The sequence below is a fragment of the Enterobacter cloacae complex sp. P15RS genome, assembly GCF_014895905.1.
Classification (GTDB): Bacteria; Pseudomonadota; Gammaproteobacteria; order Enterobacterales; family Enterobacteriaceae; genus Enterobacter; species Enterobacter quasihormaechei.
This window is the reverse complement of record NZ_JADBQL010000012.1, coordinates 45,890-64,865: the sequence shown is the minus strand read 5'-3', so window position 1 is coordinate 64,865 and position 18,976 is coordinate 45,890. Positions and strand designations below refer to the sequence as shown.

Here is an 18,976-nt window from a genome sequence, read left to right as displayed (position 1 = left end):
ATGAATAAAACTTCTGCAAATATCATTGCTGCATTTATAACAGCATGTGCCGCATTGACTTCGTTAAACGGAATAGCGGCGCAGAAATTTGGGTTTGGCACGGTGACGAAAGAAGGAGCATGCCCTTTATGGGCAATGTTATATCCTATCTCGATACAGCAGCCAGAGGATGAACCGGCGAGATATTATGTGAACTTTATCTGGGTTGAGTCAAATTCTTACAAAGGGATAGATGAATACCCAGATTTCTTTACGACACCCTATAATCAAGATGCATGGCCAAATGGTGCGAACATCATGCGTGATGGCGGCCAGGCGTTTTGTGTTGGAGACGATGAATGTACGGACGCAGATATTTCTGAAATTAACAAAGGGATTTCTGCCTATAATAATTTGAAAGCGGAATTTTCAGGCCAAAAAGTAAGTGTTGTCAGAACGATACCGGATAGCAAAGGTAATTTAGTATGGTATTACCTCCCTCTTCGCAGAGTTGATGTGCTTCGTATAGAAGTTTTTACGTCTCTGAACATTGGCATGCTTAATCAATATGTCGAACCTATCTATTTTGAATACCGTGCTACGGGAAAGGGTAGCGAACTCAAACTGAAAGAATGGGGTTCAACCGCGAATGATAAGTCTTATATCTCCTTACCTGATACGTTTGATCCCGTTTTAACTACGGATATGCAGGTTTGGTTCACGAGAACATCTAATGAAAGTCCGACATCTGGGATTACCCCAAAAGCCCATATCGACGCTTTAACGAGTGCACAAATTGATCGCGTGCCGTCGAGCTGCAAATAAAAGGATTAAGAAATGCGCATGGAAGCGTTTTTTGCACCGTACTTCCCATGGATGGCGCTCGTTTTAGGATTGCTGATTGGCAGTTTTTTGAACGTAGTCATTTATCGTTTACCCGTCATGCTATTAAGGACTCATTCTGATCCGGAAAGCCTTAACGGTTTGCCCGACGTGAATCTCTGGTGGCCGCCATCGCACTGCCCGATGTGTCAGACCAACATTAAGCCCTGGGATAACATCCCGGTTTTGAGCTGGCTGCTGCTGCGAGGGAAGTGCCGCCATTGCAAATGTACCATTCCCTCTCAGTATCCGCTAAGTGAGGCGTTGATCGGCGCCGGTTACTTTGCGCTGGTCTATTTCTACTATCCTCAGCACAGCCTGATGCAGATAGGCTTTATCGCTCTGTTTTTCAGCCTGCTCTATACGCTAGCCATGATTGACCTTAAGACATTCCTGTTACCGGACAGCCTCGTCTTTTTACTGATGTGGGCCGGGCTAATCGCCTCCGTGAGAAATGTTATTCCCGTCTCGCCTCGCGATAGCGTGATGGGCGCCGCCTTTATTTGGATCTTTACGTGGTTAATGGCGCAGGGCTATGCGTGGATCGCGCGTCGTGAAGGATTTGGTCAGGGTGATGTAAAGTTATTTGCCGCCTGTGCCGTATGGTTGGGGAACGATAATATTGCACACCTGATGTTGGGCTCTGCCGCGCTTGGGGCGGTGTTCTTCATCGTGCGCTGGGTTATGTCTAAAAAGAAATCTCATCAGGATGATGAATCAGAAGGCTATCTGCCATTTGGCCCCGCGATAGCTATAACTGCGCTTGTAGTAATGCACATGGAGGTGCTTAAATAATGTCCTTTCTTCTGTTGTCGGGCGCGATGCTTGCGCTCAGTCCGGTCAAGCCCGTTCCGCTCGAATGCCACTATGCCGCCCTACAGGCGTTACTGTCTGCCAGACTATCCGACAGCGTGACCGCGCGTGCGGGCATTTTACCGTCCCTGAATAGCCCGGCATGTGTCTCTTATGATCAAGGTATCGAAATCTCGACGCTAACGGATTACCGGTCAGCATTCGATCGGCTTATCCCCGTTCCAGCCACGCGTCTTGCGCAAGCCGAAGAGGCGAAAGAGTTTGACTATTCAACCTTATTTCCGCCTGAAGTGACTGAACCTGAGGTTTCCGATCAGGATGCCGGGGTGAGTACGATGACGGCCCTGGACGGAGAGGCGGGCAGCAGCGTCTTTACGGTGATGAACGCCACCATACCTACTGCCAGCGCGCCAGCGCCGGAATGGAAACCGTTGCTGAGCCAGCAGGCGCGATCGAGCCAGTTTATTTTCCCGCTGGCCACTTCGCCTTATGTCACCTCGCCGTACGGCCTGCGGTATCACCCCGTCATTCACTCCTTTATGCGTCATGAAGGAACGGATTTCAGGGCGGCCGTAAACAGTGAGGTGATGACCATCGCCGATGGAATGGTTGTTGAAGCGGGGTACGGCCCCGTCACGGGTTTCTTTATTACCGTGCGTCATGCTGATGGCTGGAGCAGCCGCTATCTTCATCTTAGCGAGCTCCATGTTGCGAGAAACCAGTTTGTGCGAAAGGGCAACGTTATTGGTTTATCCGGAAATACCGGGCGTACCAACGGGCCGCATTTGCATCTTGAGATCAGCCACAACGACAAATTAGTCGATCCCATGTCGATATTGTTTGAGCAAAGAACGTCGGCGGAGCCTGTAACGGAGATGCATCACGCAGAACCGCCGGAGCCGAAGCCTGAACCGGTGGATATGACGCCGTCCATCGCGGTCATCGCCGGTGAAGGTGAAAATCTGCAAATTGGCGTTCGTATCGGACGTAAATTATCCATGTATAGTCCCTCCGAAATGATTGAAACGGAGGAGGGGAACTGGAGAATTATCAAGAAGTTCGGTAAATATAAGCTCTCTAAGATCCAGACTGCTTCAGCGAGCGGGCAAAATTGACGTTTTTAGCTTCTTGTGCGCGGTATTTTGTTTAGATTAAATCCACTTTGCTGGTTTTTTCTTCACTTGATACAATGCACTTAAATTGCCCTTGCGAAGGTGATTCGCTTTGGTTAGTATTCACACCCGCTTCAGTAGGAAACAAAATCCTGCTAAATGGTCGAAGCATTGGTATGCGGCAAATCCGCAAGGAACAGGTTGATTATGTACGAAGCTCTTTTAGTTATTTTCCTTATTGTAGCCATCGCTCTCGTAGCGCTGATCATGCTGCAACAAGGTAAAGGCGCTGATATGGGAGCCTCCTTCGGAGCAGGCGCTTCCGGTACGCTGTTCGGTTCAAGTGGTTCTGCGAACTTTATGACCCGCACGACGGCGATTCTGGCTACGCTGTTCTTCATCATCAGTCTGGTGCTGGGCAATATCAACAGCAACAAGACCAGTAAAGGAAGCGAGTGGGAAAATCTGAGCGCGCCAGCCAAAACTGAGCAGACTCAGTCAGCTGCACCGGCTAAGCCAACCAGCGATATCCCGCAGTAAGTATTCCGTACCGAGGTGGTGGAATTGGTAGACACGCTACCTTGAGGTGGTAGTGCCCTAACGGGCTTGTGGGTTCGAGTCCCATCCTCGGTACCAATATTCCAGAAGAAAGACGTCGAAAGACGTCTTTTTTTTCGTCTGTATATTGTGGTGTCGGGCTAAATGGCGGGTGGCGCTGCGCTTACCCGCCCTACAAATACCAAATAAAAAAGGCGCCCATTGGGCGCCTTTTGCATGTCTGGCAGTCAGTTACTTCTTATCGCTGTGTTCCAGGTTCTCAACCTGAGGCAGGCCGTTACCTGAATTCGCAGAGAGCAGGCCATTCTCAACGTAATTGAACAGCTTCTCACGGGTATCGGTAATGTCCAGATTACGCATGGTCAGCTGGCCAATACGATCGTCCGGCGAGAAGACAGAATCACCTTTCTCCATGGTCAGACGCTCTGCTTTATAGGTCAGGTTATCAGACACGGTATTCAGGATGGAGTAATCATTGCCGCGACGCAGTTCCAGCGTCACTTCGCCGGTGATAGCACTCGCCACCCAACGTTGCAGGGCATCACGCAGCATCAGGGCCTGCGGATCGAACCAGCGACCCTGATACAGCAGTTTGCCCAGTTGGCGACCATGAGAATGATACTGCTCAATGGTGTCTTCGTTGTGAATGCCGGTCAGCAGACGCTCATAAGCGATGTGCAGCAGCGCCATCCCCGGAGCTTCGTAAATGCCACGGCTTTTCGCTTCGATGATACGGTTTTCGATCTGATCGCTCATGCCCAGACCGTGACGGCCGCCGATGCGGTTGGCTTCCAGCATCAGTTCAACATCGTCGGAGAAAGTTTTGCCGTTCAGGGCAACCGGATGACCACGTTCGAAACGCACGGTCACTTCTTCTGCCGGGATCTTCACGCTTTCGTCCCAGAACTTCACGCCCATAATCGGGTTAACAATTTTTACGCTGGAGTTGAGGAATTCCAGATCTTTCGCTTCGTGCGTCGCACCCAGCATGTTGGAGTCGGTTGAGTAGGCTTTCTCAACGGACATCTTATAGTCGAAGCCGCAGGCAATCATAAACTCGGACATTTCATGACGGCCACCCAGCTCGTCGATGAAGTCAGTATCCAGCCACGGCTTGTAAATCTGCAATTCAGCGTTGGTCAGCAGGCCGTAACGATAGAAACGTTCAATATCGTTGCCTTTATAGGTGCTACCGTCACCCCAGATGTTCACGCCGTCTTCTTTCATGGCGGCGACCAGCATGGTGCCGGTGACGGCACGTCCCAGCGGAGTAGTGTTGAAATAGGTCAGGCCGCCGGTGGTGTTATGAAATGCACCGCACTGGATAGCGGCAATGCCCTCGGCAACCAACTGCTTACGGCAGTCAATCAGACGTGCGTTCTCTGCGCCATATTCCATGGCACGACGAGGAATCGCGTCATAATCTTCCTCGTCCGGCTGACCCAGGTTCGCTGTATATGCATAAGGAACCGCTCCCTTCTGGCGCATCCACAGCAGTGCAGCGCTGGTATCCAGGCCGCCAGAAAAAGCGATGCCAATACGTTGTCCTACCGGGAGATGCTTGAGAATCGTCGTCATAGAATAAAACCCTGCTTGATTGACTGATGAGAGATCGCTTTCGTTCTCTTGTGCATTTTTATGCAAAATAAGTGAGTATTCATTTAATCATCTTTTGGCGAAGACCGGAAGAGATGCGTGCGTTTTTTGTAAAAATTTTGGTCTAAACGATCTGGCGGAAGCTGGGTTGACAGGTGGGGTCAACTATCAATATACTGAACGCCGATTTTACGTCCCGTCTTCGGTACCAAATCCCAGCATTATTTGCAAATTCTGTCCAAAACGCGTAGAATTTGCCACGTTTCAGGCGCGGGGTGGAGCAGCCTGGTAGCTCGTCGGGCTCATAACCCGAAGGTCGTCGGTTCAAATCCGGCCCCCGCAACCACTTTCCTATAAAGTTCTTTTTCAAATATACTGTGAAGACTTAGAGCCTTCGTAGCTGGATTTGAAAAAATTCTTTCGGAGGGTGCTCCAGGCCACAGTTGTGGCTATAGGGTTCAGTTATCTAAAGCCCCGATTTATCGGGGTTTTTTGTTATCTGACTACAGAATAACTGGGCTTTACGCCCTTTTTTTATGTCTTGGGGGTGGGCTTGTCCACATTAGAGCAAAAATTAACAGAGATGATTACTGCACCGGTCGAAGCACTGGGCTACGAACTGGTCGGCATCGAATTCGTTCGCGGCCGCACATCGACGCTGCGCATCTATATTGATAGTGAAGATGGCATCAATGTTGATGATTGTGCTGATGTTAGCCACCAGGTGAGTGCGGTTCTTGACGTTGAAGACCCAATTACCGTTGCGTACAACCTGGAAGTTTCCTCACCTGGCCTCGATCGCCCGATGTTCACGGCCGAGCACTATGTGCGCTTTACCGGTGAAGAAGTGGCTCTGGTTCTGCGTATGGCCGTACAGAACCGCCGTAAATGGCAGGGAATTATCAAAGCCGTTGATGGTGAAATGATCACGGTGACAGTCGAAGGCAAAGATGAAGTGTTCGCGCTGAGTAATATCCAGAAGGCGAACCTGGTTCCCCACTTTTAACAGTCTGGATTGAGGTGAAAAGCCCGCGATGAACAAAGAAATTTTGGCTGTTGTTGAAGCCGTCTCCAACGAGAAATCACTGCCGCGTGAGAAGATTTTCGAAGCGCTGGAAAGTGCACTGGCTACAGCAACCAAGAAAAAATACGAACAAGAGATCGATGTTCGCGTAGAAATCGATCGTAAAAGCGGTGACTTCGATACATTCCGTCGTTGGGTAATCGTTGAAGAAGTGACCCAGCCGACCAAAGAGATCACCCTGGAAGCGGCACGTTTTGAAGACGAAAGTCTGAACGTGGGTGACTACGTTGAAGATCAGATCGAATCTGTTACCTTCGACCGTATCACCACCCAGACCGCGAAGCAGGTTATCGTGCAGAAAGTGCGCGAAGCCGAGCGCGCGCTGGTTGTCGATCAGTTCCGCGATCAGGAAGGCGAAATCATCACCGGCGTGGTGAAGAAAGTGAACCGCGACAACATCTCTCTGGAGATCAAATCCGAAGGGATGCCGGGTAACGCTGAAGCCGTGATCCTGCGTGAAGACATGCTGCCGCGTGAAAACTTCCGCCCAGGCGACCGTATCCGTGGTGTGCTGTATGCCGTACGCCCTGAAGCGCGTGGTGCACAGCTGTTCGTGACCCGTTCTAAACCAGAAATGCTGGTTGAACTGTTCCGTATCGAAGTGCCGGAAATCGGCGAAGAAGTTATCGAAATCAAAGCGGCGGCCCGCGATCCGGGTTCCCGTGCGAAAATTGCGGTGAAAACCAACGACAAGCGTATCGACCCGGTCGGTGCTTGCGTCGGTATGCGCGGCGCACGCGTTCAGGCGGTTTCTACCGAACTGGGCGGCGAGCGCATTGATATCGTTCTGTGGGACGACAACCCGGCGCAGTTCGTGATCAACGCAATGGCTCCGGCTGATGTGGCGTCTATCGTTGTTGACGAAGACAAACACACCATGGATATCGCTGTAGAAGCGGGCAACCTGGCGCAGGCGATTGGCCGTAACGGTCAGAACGTACGTCTGGCGTCACAGCTGAGCGGCTGGGAACTCAACGTCATGACCGTTGATGACCTTCAGGCCAAGCATCAGGCTGAAGCCCACGCGGCGATCGATACCTTCACCAAATACCTGGACATTGACGAAGACTTCGCCACTGTGCTGGTTGAAGAAGGTTTCTCAACGCTGGAAGAACTGGCCTACGTGCCAATGAAAGAGCTGCTGGAAATTGACGGTCTGGATGAACCAACCGTTGAAGCCCTGCGTGAACGCGCTAAAAACGCACTGACCACCCTGGCGCTGGCTCAGGAAGAAAGCCTTGGCGATAAGAAGCCGGCTGATGACCTGCTGAATCTGGAAGGTCTTGATCGTGCGATTGCGTTCAAGCTGGCTGCCCGTGGTGTTTGTACGCTGGAAGATCTCGCTGAGCAAGGCGTTGATGACCTGGCTGATATCGAAGGTTTAACCGACGAGAAAGCCGGCGAACTCATCATGGCCGCACGTAATATTTGCTGGTTCGGCGACGAAGCGTAATAAACTGTAGCAGGAAGGAACAGCATGACTGATGTAACTGTAAAATCGCTGGCTGCTGAGATTCAGACCTCCGTGGACCGCCTGGTACAGCAATTTGCTGATGCAGGGATCCCGAAGTCCGCTGATGACTCGGTGACCGCGCAAGAAAAACAAACCTTGTTATCGCACCTGAACCGTGAACACGGCTCAACGCCTGACAAGTTAACGCTACAGCGTAAAACGCGTAGCACGTTGAATATCCCTGGTACCGGTGGCAAAAGCAAGTCGGTACAAATCGAAGTCCGCAAGACGCGCACCTTTGTAAAACGTGATCCGCAAGAGGCAGAACGCCTTGCCGCGGAAGAGCAGGCACAGCGTGAAGCGGAAGAACAAGCTCAGCGTGAGGCAGAAGCCACTGCCAAACGTGAAGCAGAATTAAAAGCTGAACGTGAGGCCGCAGAAAAAGCGAAACGCGACGCCGGTGAAAAAGCGAAGCGTGACGCTGCGGAAAAAGACAAAGTGAGCAATCAACAGACCGACGAAATGACCAAAACTGCCCAGGCTGAAAAAGCCCGCCGTGAAAATGAAGCTGCCGAGCTGAAGCGTAAAGCGGAAGAAGAAGCCCGCCGCAAGCTTGAAGAAGAAGCTCGCCGCGTCGCCGAAGAAGCGCGTCGCATGGCAGAAGAAAACGAGAAGAACGGCGTGAATACCGCTGAACCAACTGAAGACACCAGCGATTATCACGTCACTACCTCTCAGCATGCGCGTCAGGCAGAAGACGACAACGACCGTGAGGTTGAAGGTGGTCGTAGCCGTACCCGCAGTGCAAAAGCGGCGCGTCCTGCGAAAAAAGGTAACAAACACGCTGAATCTAAAGCTGACCGTGAAGAAGCACGTGCAGCGGTTCGCGGTGGAAAAGGCGGCAAGCGTAAAGGTTCCGCTCTCCAGCAGGGCTTCCAGAAGCCTGCTCAGGCCGTTAACCGTGACGTTGTGATCGGTGAAACCATCACCGTTGGCGAACTGGCTAACAAGATGGCGGTGAAAGGCTCTCAGGTCATCAAAGCGATGATGAAACTGGGCGCAATGGCCACCATCAACCAGGTCATCGACCAGGAAACCGCACAGCTGGTTGCCGAAGAGATGGGCCACAAAGTTATCCTGCGTCGTGAAAACGAGCTGGAAGAAGCCGTCATGAGCGACCGTGACACTGGCGCAGCGGCTGAACCGCGCGCACCGGTTGTGACCATCATGGGTCACGTTGACCACGGTAAAACCTCTCTGCTTGACTACATTCGTTCTACTAAGGTTGCCTCCGGCGAAGCGGGTGGTATTACCCAGCACATCGGTGCTTACCACGTAGAAACCGAAAACGGCATGATCACCTTCCTGGATACCCCAGGCCACGCAGCGTTTACCTCAATGCGTGCACGTGGTGCTCAGGCAACGGATATCGTTGTCCTGGTTGTTGCTGCCGACGATGGCGTGATGCCACAGACCATTGAAGCTATCCAGCACGCGAAAGCGGCGCAGGTGCCTCTGGTTGTTGCAGTCAACAAAATCGATAAGCCAGAAGCCGATATGGATCGCGTGAAGAACGAACTGTCCCAGTACGGCGTTATGCCGGAAGAGTGGGGCGGTGAAGCGCAGTTCATCCCTGTATCTGCAAAAGCGGGTACCGGTATCGACGACCTGCTGAACGCCATCCTGCTTCAGGCTGAAGTTCTGGAGCTGAAAGCGGTTCGTAAAGGTATGGCGAGCGGCGCGGTAATCGAATCCTTCCTGGATAAAGGTCGTGGTCCGGTTGCAACCGTTCTGGTTCGCGAAGGTACTCTGCACAAGGGCGACATCGTTCTGTGTGGCTTCGAATACGGTCGCGTTCGTGCGATGCGTAACGAACTGGGTCAGGAAGTGCTGGAAGCGGGTCCGTCCATTCCAGTGGAAATCCTCGGCCTGTCCGGCGTTCCTGCTGCTGGTGACGAAGTGACCGTCGTTCGTGACGAGAAGAAAGCGCGTGAAGTGGCTCTGTATCGTCAGGGTAAATTCCGTGAAGTGAAGCTGGCTCGTCAGCAGAAATCTAAACTCGAGAACATGTTCGCCAACATGACCGAAGGCGAAGTTCACGAAGTGAACATCGTTCTGAAAGCGGACGTTCAGGGCTCTGTGGAAGCGATCTCCGACTCCTTGCTGAAACTGTCTACCGACGAAGTGAAAGTGAAGATCATCGGTTCTGGCGTAGGTGGTATCACCGAAACCGACGCAACCCTGGCAGCCGCGTCCAACGCTATCCTGGTTGGCTTCAACGTTCGTGCAGATGCTTCTGCGCGTAAAGTAATTGATGCTGAAAGCCTGGATCTGCGTTACTACTCCGTCATCTATAACCTGATTGACGAAGTGAAAGCAGCGATGAGCGGCATGCTGTCTCCTGAGCTGAAACAGCAGATCATCGGTCTGGCTGAAGTACGTGACGTGTTCAAATCACCGAAATTCGGTGCGATCGCGGGCTGTATGGTTACCGAAGGGACCATCAAGCGTCACAACCCAATCCGCGTACTGCGTGACAACGTGGTTATCTACGAAGGCGAGCTGGAATCCCTGCGCCGCTTCAAAGATGACGTTAACGAAGTCCGTAACGGCATGGAATGTGGTATCGGCGTGAAGAACTACAACGACGTTCGCGTTGGCGATATGATCGAAGTGTTCGAGATCATCGAAATTCAGCGTACCATCGCGTAATCTTCTTCAACTGAAGATTAACTAGCGTAGGCCGGGTAAGCGAAGCGCCACCCGGCAATAATTTTAAAAAGGGGCTTAAGCCCCTTTTTTGTCTGGAGAATTTATTATGGCGAAAGAATTTGGTCGCCCTCAGCGCGTCGCGCAGGAGATGCAGAAAGAGATCGCTCTCATTCTGCAACGTGAAATCAAAGATCCACGCGTGGGAATGATGACCACCGTGTCTGGCGTGGAAATGTCCCGCGACCTGGCGTATGCCAAAGTGTTCGTGACGTTTCTCAATGACCAGGATGAAGACGCCGTGAAGAACGGCATTAAAGCGTTGCAGGAAGCCTCTGGTTTCATCCGCTCTCTGCTTGGCAAAGCGATGCGCCTGCGTATCGTGCCGGAGCTGACCTTCTTCTACGACAACTCGCTGGTCGAAGGTATGCGTATGTCCAACCTGGTGACCAGCGTGGTGAAACATGACGACGAGCGTCGTGTTAACCCGGCGGACGACAGCAAGGAGGACTGATGAGTCGTCCTCGTCGTCGCGGTCGTGACGTGCATGGCGTGCTGTTGCTGGATAAACCGCAGGGCGCATCCAGCAACGACGTGCTGCAAAAAGTGAAGCGTATTTATAACGCCAACCGCGCGGGGCACACCGGTGCGCTGGATCCGCTGGCAACCGGTATGCTGCCGATCTGTCTGGGGGAAGCGACAAAGTTTTCCCAATACCTGCTGGATTCCGATAAGCGCTACCGCGTGATTGCCAGACTGGGCCAGCGCACGGATACCTCCGATGCAGACGGTCAGGTGGTGGAAGAGCGCCCGGTAACCTTCAGCGCAGAGCAGCTGGAAGCCGCGCTGGAGAGCTTCCGTGGTGACACGATGCAGGTGCCGTCGATGTATTCGGCGCTGAAATATCAGGGCAAGAAGCTCTACGAATATGCGCGCCAGGGCATTGACGTTCCGCGCGAGGCCCGCCCGATTACCGTGTATGAGCTGCTGTTCATTCGCCACGAAGGTGACGAGCTGGAGCTGGAGGTCCACTGTTCGAAAGGGACCTACATTCGCACCATCATTGACGACCTCGGTGAAAAGCTGGGCTGCGGCGCGCACGTGATTTATCTGCGTCGTCTGGCCGTCAGCAAATATCCGGTCGAACGCATGGTGACGCTTGAGCATCTGCGCGCGCTGGTTGAACAGGCGGAAGCACAGGGAATTGCGCCGGCAGATCTGCTGGATCCGCTGTTGATGCCAATGGACAGCCCGGCAGTGGACTTCCCGATTGTTAATCTTCCTTTAACATCGTCCGTTTACTTTAAGAACGGAAACCCGGTCCGCACAACGGGGGCGCCGCTTGAGGGCCTGGTTCGCGTGACGGAAGGGGATGAAGGCAAGTTTATCGGAATGGGCGAAATGGACGGTGAAGGGCGCGTGGCGCCGCGTCGTCTGGTCGTCGACTATCCGGTCGAAGCATGACGGTGATAACGCCTCACCTTGCGATAAGCAGGGGAGACGAGTAGAATATCGCCGCTTAACGCCTGGTAAATTGTTTAACAATTTGCGGGGCGTACATGGGATAGCTGAATTAGAGATCGGCATCCTTACATTCTTTATACTTTGGAGTTTGAAAATGTCTCTAAGCGTTGAAGCTAAAGCTAAAATCGTTTCTGAGTTTGGTCGTGGTACTAACGACAGCGGTTCTACCGAAGTTCAGGTTGCACTGCTGACTGCACAGATTAACCACCTGCAAGGTCACTTTGCAGAGCACAAAAAAGATCACCACAGCCGTCGTGGTCTGCTGCGCATGGTTTCTCAGCGTCGTAAACTGCTCGACTACCTGAAGCGTAAAGATGTTGCACGCTACACCGCGCTGATCGAGCGTCTGGGTCTGCGTCGCTAATTCTTGCGAGTTTCAGAAAAGGGGGCCTGATGGCCCCTTTTTTCAACCAGACGGCAGCAATTCAATGGAAACTATTGTATTGTTGCTATAAATGATCTTCATTGCAGAGGTTCGCGCGGCTAATGAGAGGCTTCACCCAGGGGGGTGTCGGTTGTCATTAGTCGCGAGGATGCGAAGAAGGTCGGGTTAAATCGTCAGCACACCAGAGGTGTGCTGACAATCATTTGAGAAAGGACAGAATTTTGCTGAATCCGATCGTACGTAAATTCCAGTATGGCCAACATACCGTCACGCTGGAAACCGGCATGATGGCGCGTCAGGCGACTGCTGCCGTTATGGTAAGCATGGATGACACCGCGGTATTCGTTACCGTAGTTGGCCAGAAAAAAGCTAAACCAGGTCAGGACTTCTTCCCGCTGACCGTTAACTACCAGGAGCGTACCTACGCTGCCGGTAAAATCCCGGGTGGCTTCTTCCGCCGTGAAGGCCGTCCAAGCGAAGGCGAAACCCTGATTGCGCGTCTGATCGACCGCCCGGTTCGTCCGCTGTTCCCGGAAGGCTTCGTTAACGAAGTGCAGGTTATCGCCACCGTTGTTTCCGTTAACCCACAGGTTAACCCGGACATCGTTGCGATGATCGGTGCCTCTGCGGCCCTGTCACTGTCTGGTATTCCATTCAATGGCCCAATCGGTGCCGCACGTGTCGGTTACATCAACGACCAGTACGTGCTGAACCCAACTCAGGAAGAGCTGAAAGAGAGTAAGCTGGACCTGGTTGTCGCCGGTACTGAAGCGGCTGTGCTGATGGTTGAATCCGAAGCTGAACTGCTGAGCGAAGACCAGATGCTGGGCGCTGTGGTGTTCGGTCACGAGCAGCAGCAGGTTGTTATCCAGAACATCAACGACCTGGTGAAAGAAGCCGGTAAACCACGTTGGGACTGGCAGCCAGAAGCGGCCAACGACGCGCTGAATGCACGCGTTGCGGCACTGGCAGAATCTCGTCTGAGCGATGCATACCGCATCACCGACAAACAGGAGCGTTACGCTCAGGTTGATGCGATCAAATCTGAAGTAACCGCGACCCTGGTTGCCGAAGACGAAACGCTGGACGCTAACGAAATTGGCGAAATCCTGCACGCTATCGAGAAAAACGTTGTTCGTAGCCGCGTACTGGCAGGCGAGCCGCGTATCGATGGCCGTGAAAAAGACATGATTCGTGGTCTGGACGTGCGCACTGGCGTACTGCCGCGTACTCACGGTTCTGCGCTGTTCACCCGTGGTGAAACGCAGGCGCTGGTAACCGCGACCCTGGGTACCGCACGTGACGCACAGATCATCGATGAACTGATGGGCGAGCGCACTGACAGCTTCCTGTTCCACTACAACTTCCCTCCGTACTCTGTGGGCGAGACCGGTATGGTTGGCTCACCGAAGCGTCGTGAAATTGGTCACGGTCGTCTGGCGAAGCGCGGCGTGCTGGCAGTGATGCCAGAAGCAGACAAATTCCCGTACACCGTGCGCGTAGTGTCTGAAATCACCGAATCCAACGGTTCTTCTTCCATGGCTTCCGTGTGTGGTGCTTCTCTGGCGCTGATGGATGCAGGCGTGCCAATCAAAGCCGCCGTTGCGGGTATCGCAATGGGTCTGGTGAAAGAAGGCGACAACTTCGTTGTTCTGTCTGACATTCTGGGTGACGAAGACCACCTGGGCGATATGGACTTCAAAGTGGCGGGTTCCCGCGACGGTATCTCTGCCTTGCAGATGGATATCAAAATTGAAGGTATCACCAAAGAGATCATGCAGGTTGCTCTGAACCAGGCTAAAGGTGCGCGTCTGCACATCCTGGGCGTGATGGAACAGGCGATTAACGCGCCGCGTGGCGACATTTCTCAGTTCGCGCCACGTATCCACACCATCAAGATCAATCCAGACAAGATCAAAGACGTTATCGGTAAGGGCGGTTCTGTTATCCGCGCGCTGACCGAAGAGACTGGCACCACCATCGAAATCGAAGATGACGGTACTGTGAAGATCGCAGCAACCGACGGCGAGAAAGCGAAATTCGCTATCCGTCGCATCGAAGAGATCACCGCAGAAATCGAAGTGGGCCGTATCTATGCAGGTAAAGTGACCCGTATCGTTGACTTTGGTGCATTCGTTGCCATCGGCGGCGGTAAAGAAGGTCTGGTTCACATCTCTCAGATCGCTGACAAGCGCGTTGAGAAAGTGACCGACTACCTGCAAATGGGTCAGGAAGTACCGGTGAAAGTTCTGGAAGTTGACCGCCAGGGCCGTATCCGTCTGAGCATTAAAGAAGCAACCGAGCAGTCTCAGCCTGCTGCGGCGCCGGAAGCTCCGGCTGCTGAACAGCAAGGCGAGTAAGGTTGCCCTTTGCCCTCCGCGCTGGCGGAGGGCTTATTATCAGGCAGGACGCCTTGTTAAGCCGCCGGGGGACAGGACGTTCATCCAATAGTTGTCTTCGGGAGTGGGAAATGAAGCCTTTTTTGCGCTGGTGTTTCGTTGCGACAGCTTTAACGCTGGCAGGATGCAGCAACTCTGCCTGGCGTAAGAGCGAAGTCCTCGCAGTGCCATTGCAACCGACTTTGCAGCAGGAAGTGATTCTGGCACGCATGGAACAAATACTTGCCAGTCGGGCTTTAACCGATGACGAACGCGCACAGCTTTTATATGAGCGCGGAGTGTTGTATGATAGTCTCGGTCTGAGGGCACTGGCGCGAAATGATTTTTCACAAGCGCTGGCGATTCGACCTGATATGCCTGAAGTATTCAACTACTTAGGCATTTATTTAACGCAGGCAGGCAATTTTGATGCTGCCTATGAAGCGTTTGATTCTGTACTTGAGCTTGATCCAACTTACAACTACGCGCACTTGAATCGCGGTATCGCATTGTATTACGGCGGTCGTGATAAGTTAGCGCAAGATGATCTGCTGGCGTTTTATCAAGACGATCCTAATGATCCTTTCCGCAGCCTGTGGCTTTACATCGTTGAGCAGAAGCTTGATGAGAAGCAGGCCAAAGAAGCACTAAAACAGCGCTTCGAGAAATCGGATAAGGAACAGTGGGGATGGAACATTGTCGAGTTCTACCTGGGCAACATTAGCGAAGCAACGCTGATGGAACGCCTCAAGGCGGACGCAACGGATAACACCTCGCTCGCTGAGCATCTCAGTGAAACCAACTTCTATTTAGGTAAGTACTACCTAAGTCTGGGGGATATGGACAGCGCTACGGCACTGTTCAAATTAGCGGTTGCTAACAACGTACATAACTTCGTTGAGCACCGTTATGCATTGTTGGAATTATCGCTCTTGGGCCAGGAGCAAGACGACCTGGCAGAATCGGACCAGCAATAGCTGACGACATAAACATCAGCCCGTAATCTTTTTGATTGCCATCACCTTCACTGGTGAGGGCGTTGTTGTTCGTCAATACACCTAATTTGAGCCGGTTCACACTTTTCAATGAAAATTGCTAATCATTTTCACGATGAGCTAAGTAGACTGGCCGCCATTAATATCGAGGCACTTGTACTACATGGCTGAATTCGAAACCACTTTTGCAGATCTGGGCCTGAAGGCTCCTATCCTTGAAGCCCTTAACGATCTGGGTTACGAAAAACCATCTCCGATCCAGGCTGAGTGTATCCCACACCTGCTTTCTGGTCGTGACGTGCTGGGCATGGCCCAGACTGGTAGCGGTAAAACCGCAGCATTCTCGCTGCCGCTGCTGAACAACATTGATCCGGACCTGCGTGCACCGCAGATCCTCGTCCTGGCTCCAACCCGTGAACTGGCTGTTCAGGTTGCTGAAGCAATGACGGAATTCTCTAAACATATGCGCGGCGTAAACGTGGTAGCCCTGTACGGCGGCCAGCGTTATGACGTGCAGTTACGCGCCCTGCGCCAGGGCCCACAGATCGTTGTCGGTACGCCGGGCCGTCTGCTGGATCACCTGAAGCGCGGTACGCTGGATCTCTCTAAGCTGAGCGGTCTGGTACTGGATGAAGCCGATGAAATGCTGCGTATGGGCTTCATCGAAGACGTAGAAACCATCATGGCGCAGATCCCGGAAGGTCATCAGACCGCTCTGTTCTCTGCAACCATGCCAGAAGCGATCCGTCGGATTACTCGCCGCTTCATGAAAGAGCCGCAGGAAGTGCGCATTCAGTCCAGCGTGACCACTCGCCCGGACATCAGCCAGAGCTACTGGTCTGTATACGGCATGCGCAAAAACGAAGCGCTGGTGCGTTTCCTGGAAGCGGAAGATTTTGATGCGGCGATTATCTTCGTGCGTACCAAAAACGCGACCCTGGAAGTGGCTGAAGCCCTGGAGCGTAGCGGCTACAACAGCGCCGCGCTGAACGGCGACATGAACCAGGCCCTGCGCGAGCAGACCCTGGAGCGTCTGAAAGACGGTCGTCTGGATATCCTGATTGCAACCGACGTGGCAGCACGTGGTCTGGACGTTGAGCGTATCAGCCTGGTTGTAAACTACGATATCCCAATGGACTCCGAGTCTTACGTTCACCGCATCGGTCGTACCGGTCGTGCGGGTCGTGCAGGTCGTGCGCTGCTGTTCGTTGAGAACCGCGAGCGTCGTCTGCTGCGTAACATCGAACGCACCATGAAGCTGACCATTCCAGAAGCTGAGCTGCCAAACGCAGAACTGCTGGGCAAACGCCGCCTGGAAAAATTCGCCGCCAAAGTACAGCAGCAGCTGGAAAGCAGCGATCTGGATCAGTACCGTGCGCTGCTGTCGCAGATCCAGCCTGTCGCTGAAGGCGAAGAGCTGGATATGGAAACCCTGGCCGCAGCACTGCTGAAAATGGCGCAGGGCGAACGTAGCCTGATCGTGCCGCCAGATGCACCGATGCGTCCTAAGCGTGAGTTCCGTGACCGTGACGATCGTTTCGAACGTCGTGGCGACCGTAACGACCGTGGTCCGCGCGGCGACCGCCCAGAGCGTGGTGGTGAAGACCGTCCACGTCGCGAGCGTCGTGACGCAGGCGACATGGAACTGTATCGCATTGAAGTGGGCCGTGATGATGGTGTTGAAGTTCGTCACATCGTTGGCGCAATCGCGAACGAAGGCGACATTAGCAGCCGTTACATTGGTAACATCAAGCTGTTCGGTACCCACTCCACCATCGAACTGCCAAAAGGCATGCCGGGCGAAGTACTGCAACACTTTACTCGCACCCGCATCCTGAACAAGCCGATGAACATGCAGCTGCTGGGCGATGCACAGCCACGTCCTGACCGCGGCGGCGAACGTCGCGGCGGTGGTCGCGGTTTCGGTGGCGAGCGTCGTGAAGGCGGTCGCAGCGAAGGTCGCGGTGGTGAAGGCCGTCGTTTCTCCGGCGAGCGCCGTGAGAACCGTGGTCCACGCCGTGAAGAAGGCGCCAGCCGTCGTCGTTTCGGTGACGCGTAAGCCTTTCGCTTCTGACGTAAAGTAAAATATACAGCCCCGATAGTTGCTATCGGGGCTTTTTTTATTTCTTTTGTACTCTTGTACTGGTACAGTGCAGCACACTAACATGCAGAACCACATTTTTCACTGGAGAAAAGGCCGTATGGCAACACTAACCACCACCCAAACGTCACCTTCGCTGCTTGGCGGCGTGGTGATCATCGGCGGAACCATCATTGGTGCCGGGATGTTTTCCCTGCCTGTGGTCATGTCCGGTGCGTGGTTTTTCTGGTCGCTGGCGGCGCTGGTCTTCACCTGGTTCTGTATGCTCCATTCCGGGCTGATGATCCTTGAGGCCAACCTCAACTACCGCATCGGCTCCAGCTTTGACACCATCACCCGGGATCTGCTGGGCAAGGGCTGGAACCTGGTGAACGGCCTGTCCATCGCGTTTGTGCTCTACATTCTGACCTATGCGTACATTTCGGCGAGCGGGTCGATTTTGCATCACACCTTTTCGGAGATGTCGCTGAACGTTCCGGCGCGTCTGGCGGGGCTGTGCTTTGCGCTGGGCGTGGCGTTTATCGTCTGGATGAGCACCAAAGCGGTGAGCCGCATGACGGCGATCGTGCTGGGCGCCAAGGTCATCACCTTCTTCCTGACCTTCGGCAGCCTGCTGGGGCACGTCACGCCCGCCACGCTGTTTAACGTCGCGGAAGTGAACACCTCCTACACGCCGTATCTGCTGATGACCCTGCCGTTCTGTCTGGCGTCGTTCGGCTACCACGGCAACGTGCCGAGCCTGATGAAGTACTACGGCAAAGATCCGCGCACAATCGTGAAATGCCTGATTTACGGCACGCTGCTGGCGCTGGGGCTGTACGTGATTTGGCTGCTGGGGACGATGGGCAACATCCCGCGTCCGGAATTTATCGGCATTGCGCAGAAGGGCGGTAACATCGACGTGCTGGTGCAGGCCCTGAGCGGCGTACTGAACAGCCGCAGCCTGGATCTGCTGCTGGTGGTCTTCTCCAACTTTGCCGTGGCGAGCTCATTCCTCGGCGTGACGCTGGGCCTGTTTGACTACCTGGCGGATCTGTTTGGCTTTGATGATTCTGCGATGGGGCGCTTCAAAACCGCGCTGCTGACCTTCCTGCCACCGATTGTCGGCGGCCTGCTGTGGCCGAACGGGTTCCTGTATGCCATCGGCTATGCCGGACTGGCGGCCACCATCTGGGCGGCGATTGTGCCGGCGCTGCTGGCACGTAAATCACGTAAACGCTTCGGCAGCCCTAAATTTCGCGTCTGGGGCGGTAAACCGATGATTGCGCTGATCCTGGTCTTTGGGGTGGGTAACGCGGTGGTGCACGTGCTGTCGAGCTTTAACCTGTTGCCTGTGTACCAGTAAACACAAAGCCCGGTGGCGCTACGCTTACCGGGCCTACAGGGATGGCGTAGGCCGGATAAGGC

16 protein-coding genes and 2 tRNA genes are annotated in these 18,976 nt (G+C 53.6%); 17 read left to right on the top strand and 1 reads right to left on the bottom strand.

Annotated elements, in window-relative coordinates; translation table 11 throughout:
* From IM267_RS07755 to IM267_RS07735, 5 genes are all read left to right on the top strand, one after another.
* Positions 1–804: a hypothetical protein gene (locus IM267_RS07755; protein WP_193033118.1), complete on the top strand. Its 804-nt coding sequence runs from the start codon at positions 1–3 to the stop codon at positions 802–804.
* Between the two features lie 12 nt (positions 805–816).
* Positions 817–1,656: an A24 family peptidase gene (locus IM267_RS07750; protein WP_193033117.1), complete on the top strand. Its 840-nt coding sequence runs from the start codon at positions 817–819 to the stop codon at positions 1,654–1,656.
* Positions 1,656–2,789 (top strand): M23 family metallopeptidase, encoded by a 1,134-nt coding sequence (locus IM267_RS07745; RefSeq protein WP_193033116.1) that lies wholly within the window; start codon positions 1,656–1,658, stop codon positions 2,787–2,789. Before IM267_RS07750 ends, IM267_RS07745 begins: the two co-directional genes overlap by 1 nt.
* A gap of 204 nt (positions 2,790–2,993) precedes the next feature.
* Complete coding sequence (secG, locus tag IM267_RS07740) at positions 2,994–3,326, top strand: preprotein translocase subunit SecG (RefSeq protein WP_193033115.1); 333 nt, start codon at positions 2,994–2,996, stop codon at positions 3,324–3,326.
* A 9-nt stretch (positions 3,327–3,335) separates the two neighbouring features.
* A tRNA-Leu gene (locus IM267_RS07735) sits at positions 3,336–3,422 on the top strand.
* 153 nt (positions 3,423–3,575) lie between these two features.
* Here IM267_RS07735 and argG read toward each other — a convergent pair.
* A complete protein-coding gene (gene argG, locus IM267_RS07730; RefSeq protein ID WP_112791854.1) occupies positions 3,576–4,922 on the bottom strand; it encodes an argininosuccinate synthase in 1,347 nt (448 codons plus the stop codon).
* 287 nt (positions 4,923–5,209) lie between these two features.
* Between argG and IM267_RS07725 the strand changes: the two genes are divergently transcribed.
* The 12 genes from IM267_RS07725 to mtr all read left to right on the top strand — a co-directional run bounded on the left by IM267_RS07725 (position 5,210) and on the right by mtr (position 18,914).
* Positions 5,210–5,286 (top strand) — tRNA-Met (locus tag IM267_RS07725).
* A 207-nt stretch (positions 5,287–5,493) separates the two neighbouring features.
* On the top strand, positions 5,494–5,946 hold the full coding sequence (rimP, locus tag IM267_RS07720) for a ribosome maturation factor RimP (protein WP_014833432.1): 453 nt from the start codon (positions 5,494–5,496) through the stop codon (positions 5,944–5,946).
* A gap of 28 nt (positions 5,947–5,974) precedes the next feature.
* Positions 5,975–7,477, top strand: a complete 1,503-nt coding sequence (nusA, locus tag IM267_RS07715; protein ID WP_014885374.1) for a transcription termination factor NusA — start codon at positions 5,975–5,977, stop codon at positions 7,475–7,477.
* 24 nt (positions 7,478–7,501) lie between these two features.
* On the top strand, positions 7,502–10,189 hold the full coding sequence (infB, locus tag IM267_RS07710; RefSeq protein WP_063451047.1) for a translation initiation factor IF-2: 2,688 nt from the start codon (positions 7,502–7,504) through the stop codon (positions 10,187–10,189).
* Positions 10,190–10,295: 106 nt separating this feature from the next.
* On the top strand, positions 10,296–10,700 hold the full coding sequence (gene rbfA, locus IM267_RS07705) for a 30S ribosome-binding factor RbfA (protein WP_003861793.1): 405 nt from the start codon (positions 10,296–10,298) through the stop codon (positions 10,698–10,700).
* Entirely contained in the window at positions 10,700–11,650 is a 951-nt protein-coding gene (gene truB / locus IM267_RS07700; protein ID WP_193033114.1) for a tRNA pseudouridine(55) synthase TruB, read from the top strand. Before rbfA ends, truB begins: the two co-directional genes overlap by 1 nt.
* Positions 11,651–11,804: 154 nt before the next feature.
* Complete coding sequence (gene rpsO, locus IM267_RS07695; RefSeq protein ID WP_003861789.1) at positions 11,805–12,074, top strand: 30S ribosomal protein S15; 270 nt, start codon at positions 11,805–11,807, stop codon at positions 12,072–12,074.
* A 242-nt stretch (positions 12,075–12,316) separates the two neighbouring features.
* A complete protein-coding gene (gene pnp / locus IM267_RS07690; RefSeq protein WP_063451050.1) occupies positions 12,317–14,455 on the top strand; it encodes a polyribonucleotide nucleotidyltransferase in 2,139 nt (712 codons plus the stop codon).
* 110 nt (positions 14,456–14,565) lie between these two features.
* Positions 14,566–15,450, top strand: coding sequence for a lipoprotein NlpI (nlpI, locus tag IM267_RS07685; protein WP_003861782.1), 885 nt, complete (start codon positions 14,566–14,568; stop codon positions 15,448–15,450).
* A 108-nt stretch (positions 15,451–15,558) separates the two neighbouring features.
* Positions 15,559–15,639 carry a protein YrbN gene (gene yrbN, locus IM267_RS07680; protein WP_097397692.1) on the top strand — a complete coding sequence of 27 codons (81 nt, stop codon included), beginning with the start codon at positions 15,559–15,561 and terminating at the stop codon, positions 15,637–15,639.
* Complete coding sequence (locus IM267_RS07675) at positions 15,632–17,527, top strand: DEAD/DEAH family ATP-dependent RNA helicase (protein WP_063451052.1); 1,896 nt, start codon at positions 15,632–15,634, stop codon at positions 17,525–17,527. The genes yrbN and IM267_RS07675 overlap by 8 nt, the downstream gene beginning before the upstream one ends.
* A 142-nt stretch (positions 17,528–17,669) precedes the next feature.
* Positions 17,670–18,914, top strand: coding sequence for a tryptophan permease (gene mtr, locus IM267_RS07670; protein WP_064909999.1), 1,245 nt, complete (start codon positions 17,670–17,672; stop codon positions 18,912–18,914).
* Positions 18,915–18,976: the final 62 nt, after the last annotated feature.

Excerpts from the sequence above, each read along its gene's own strand:
- IM267_RS07755 (WP_193033118.1), top strand. The coding sequence starts at position 1 with ATGAATAAAACTTCTGCAAATATCATTGCTGCATTTATAACAGCATGT.
- IM267_RS07750 (WP_193033117.1), top strand. The coding sequence starts at position 817 with ATGCGCATGGAAGCGTTTTTTGCACCGTACTTCCCATGGATGGCGCTC.
- IM267_RS07745 (WP_193033116.1), top strand. The coding sequence starts at position 1,656 with ATGTCCTTTCTTCTGTTGTCGGGCGCGATGCTTGCGCTCAGTCCGGTC.
- secG (WP_193033115.1), top strand. The coding sequence starts at position 2,994 with ATGTACGAAGCTCTTTTAGTTATTTTCCTTATTGTAGCCATCGCTCTC.
- argG (WP_112791854.1), bottom strand. The coding sequence starts at position 4,922 with ATGACGACGATTCTCAAGCATCTCCCGGTAGGACAACGTATTGGCATC.
- nusA (WP_014885374.1), top strand. The coding sequence starts at position 5,975 with ATGAACAAAGAAATTTTGGCTGTTGTTGAAGCCGTCTCCAACGAGAAA.
- infB (WP_063451047.1), top strand. The coding sequence starts at position 7,502 with ATGACTGATGTAACTGTAAAATCGCTGGCTGCTGAGATTCAGACCTCC.
- rbfA (WP_003861793.1), top strand. The coding sequence starts at position 10,296 with ATGGCGAAAGAATTTGGTCGCCCTCAGCGCGTCGCGCAGGAGATGCAG.
- truB (WP_193033114.1), top strand. The coding sequence starts at position 10,700 with ATGAGTCGTCCTCGTCGTCGCGGTCGTGACGTGCATGGCGTGCTGTTG.
- rpsO (WP_003861789.1), top strand. The coding sequence starts at position 11,805 with ATGTCTCTAAGCGTTGAAGCTAAAGCTAAAATCGTTTCTGAGTTTGGT.
- nlpI (WP_003861782.1), top strand. The coding sequence starts at position 14,566 with ATGAAGCCTTTTTTGCGCTGGTGTTTCGTTGCGACAGCTTTAACGCTG.
- yrbN (WP_097397692.1), top strand. The coding sequence starts at position 15,559 with ATGAAAATTGCTAATCATTTTCACGATGAGCTAAGTAGACTGGCCGCC.
- IM267_RS07675 (WP_063451052.1), top strand. The coding sequence starts at position 15,632 with ATGGCTGAATTCGAAACCACTTTTGCAGATCTGGGCCTGAAGGCTCCT.
- mtr (WP_064909999.1), top strand. The coding sequence starts at position 17,670 with ATGGCAACACTAACCACCACCCAAACGTCACCTTCGCTGCTTGGCGGC.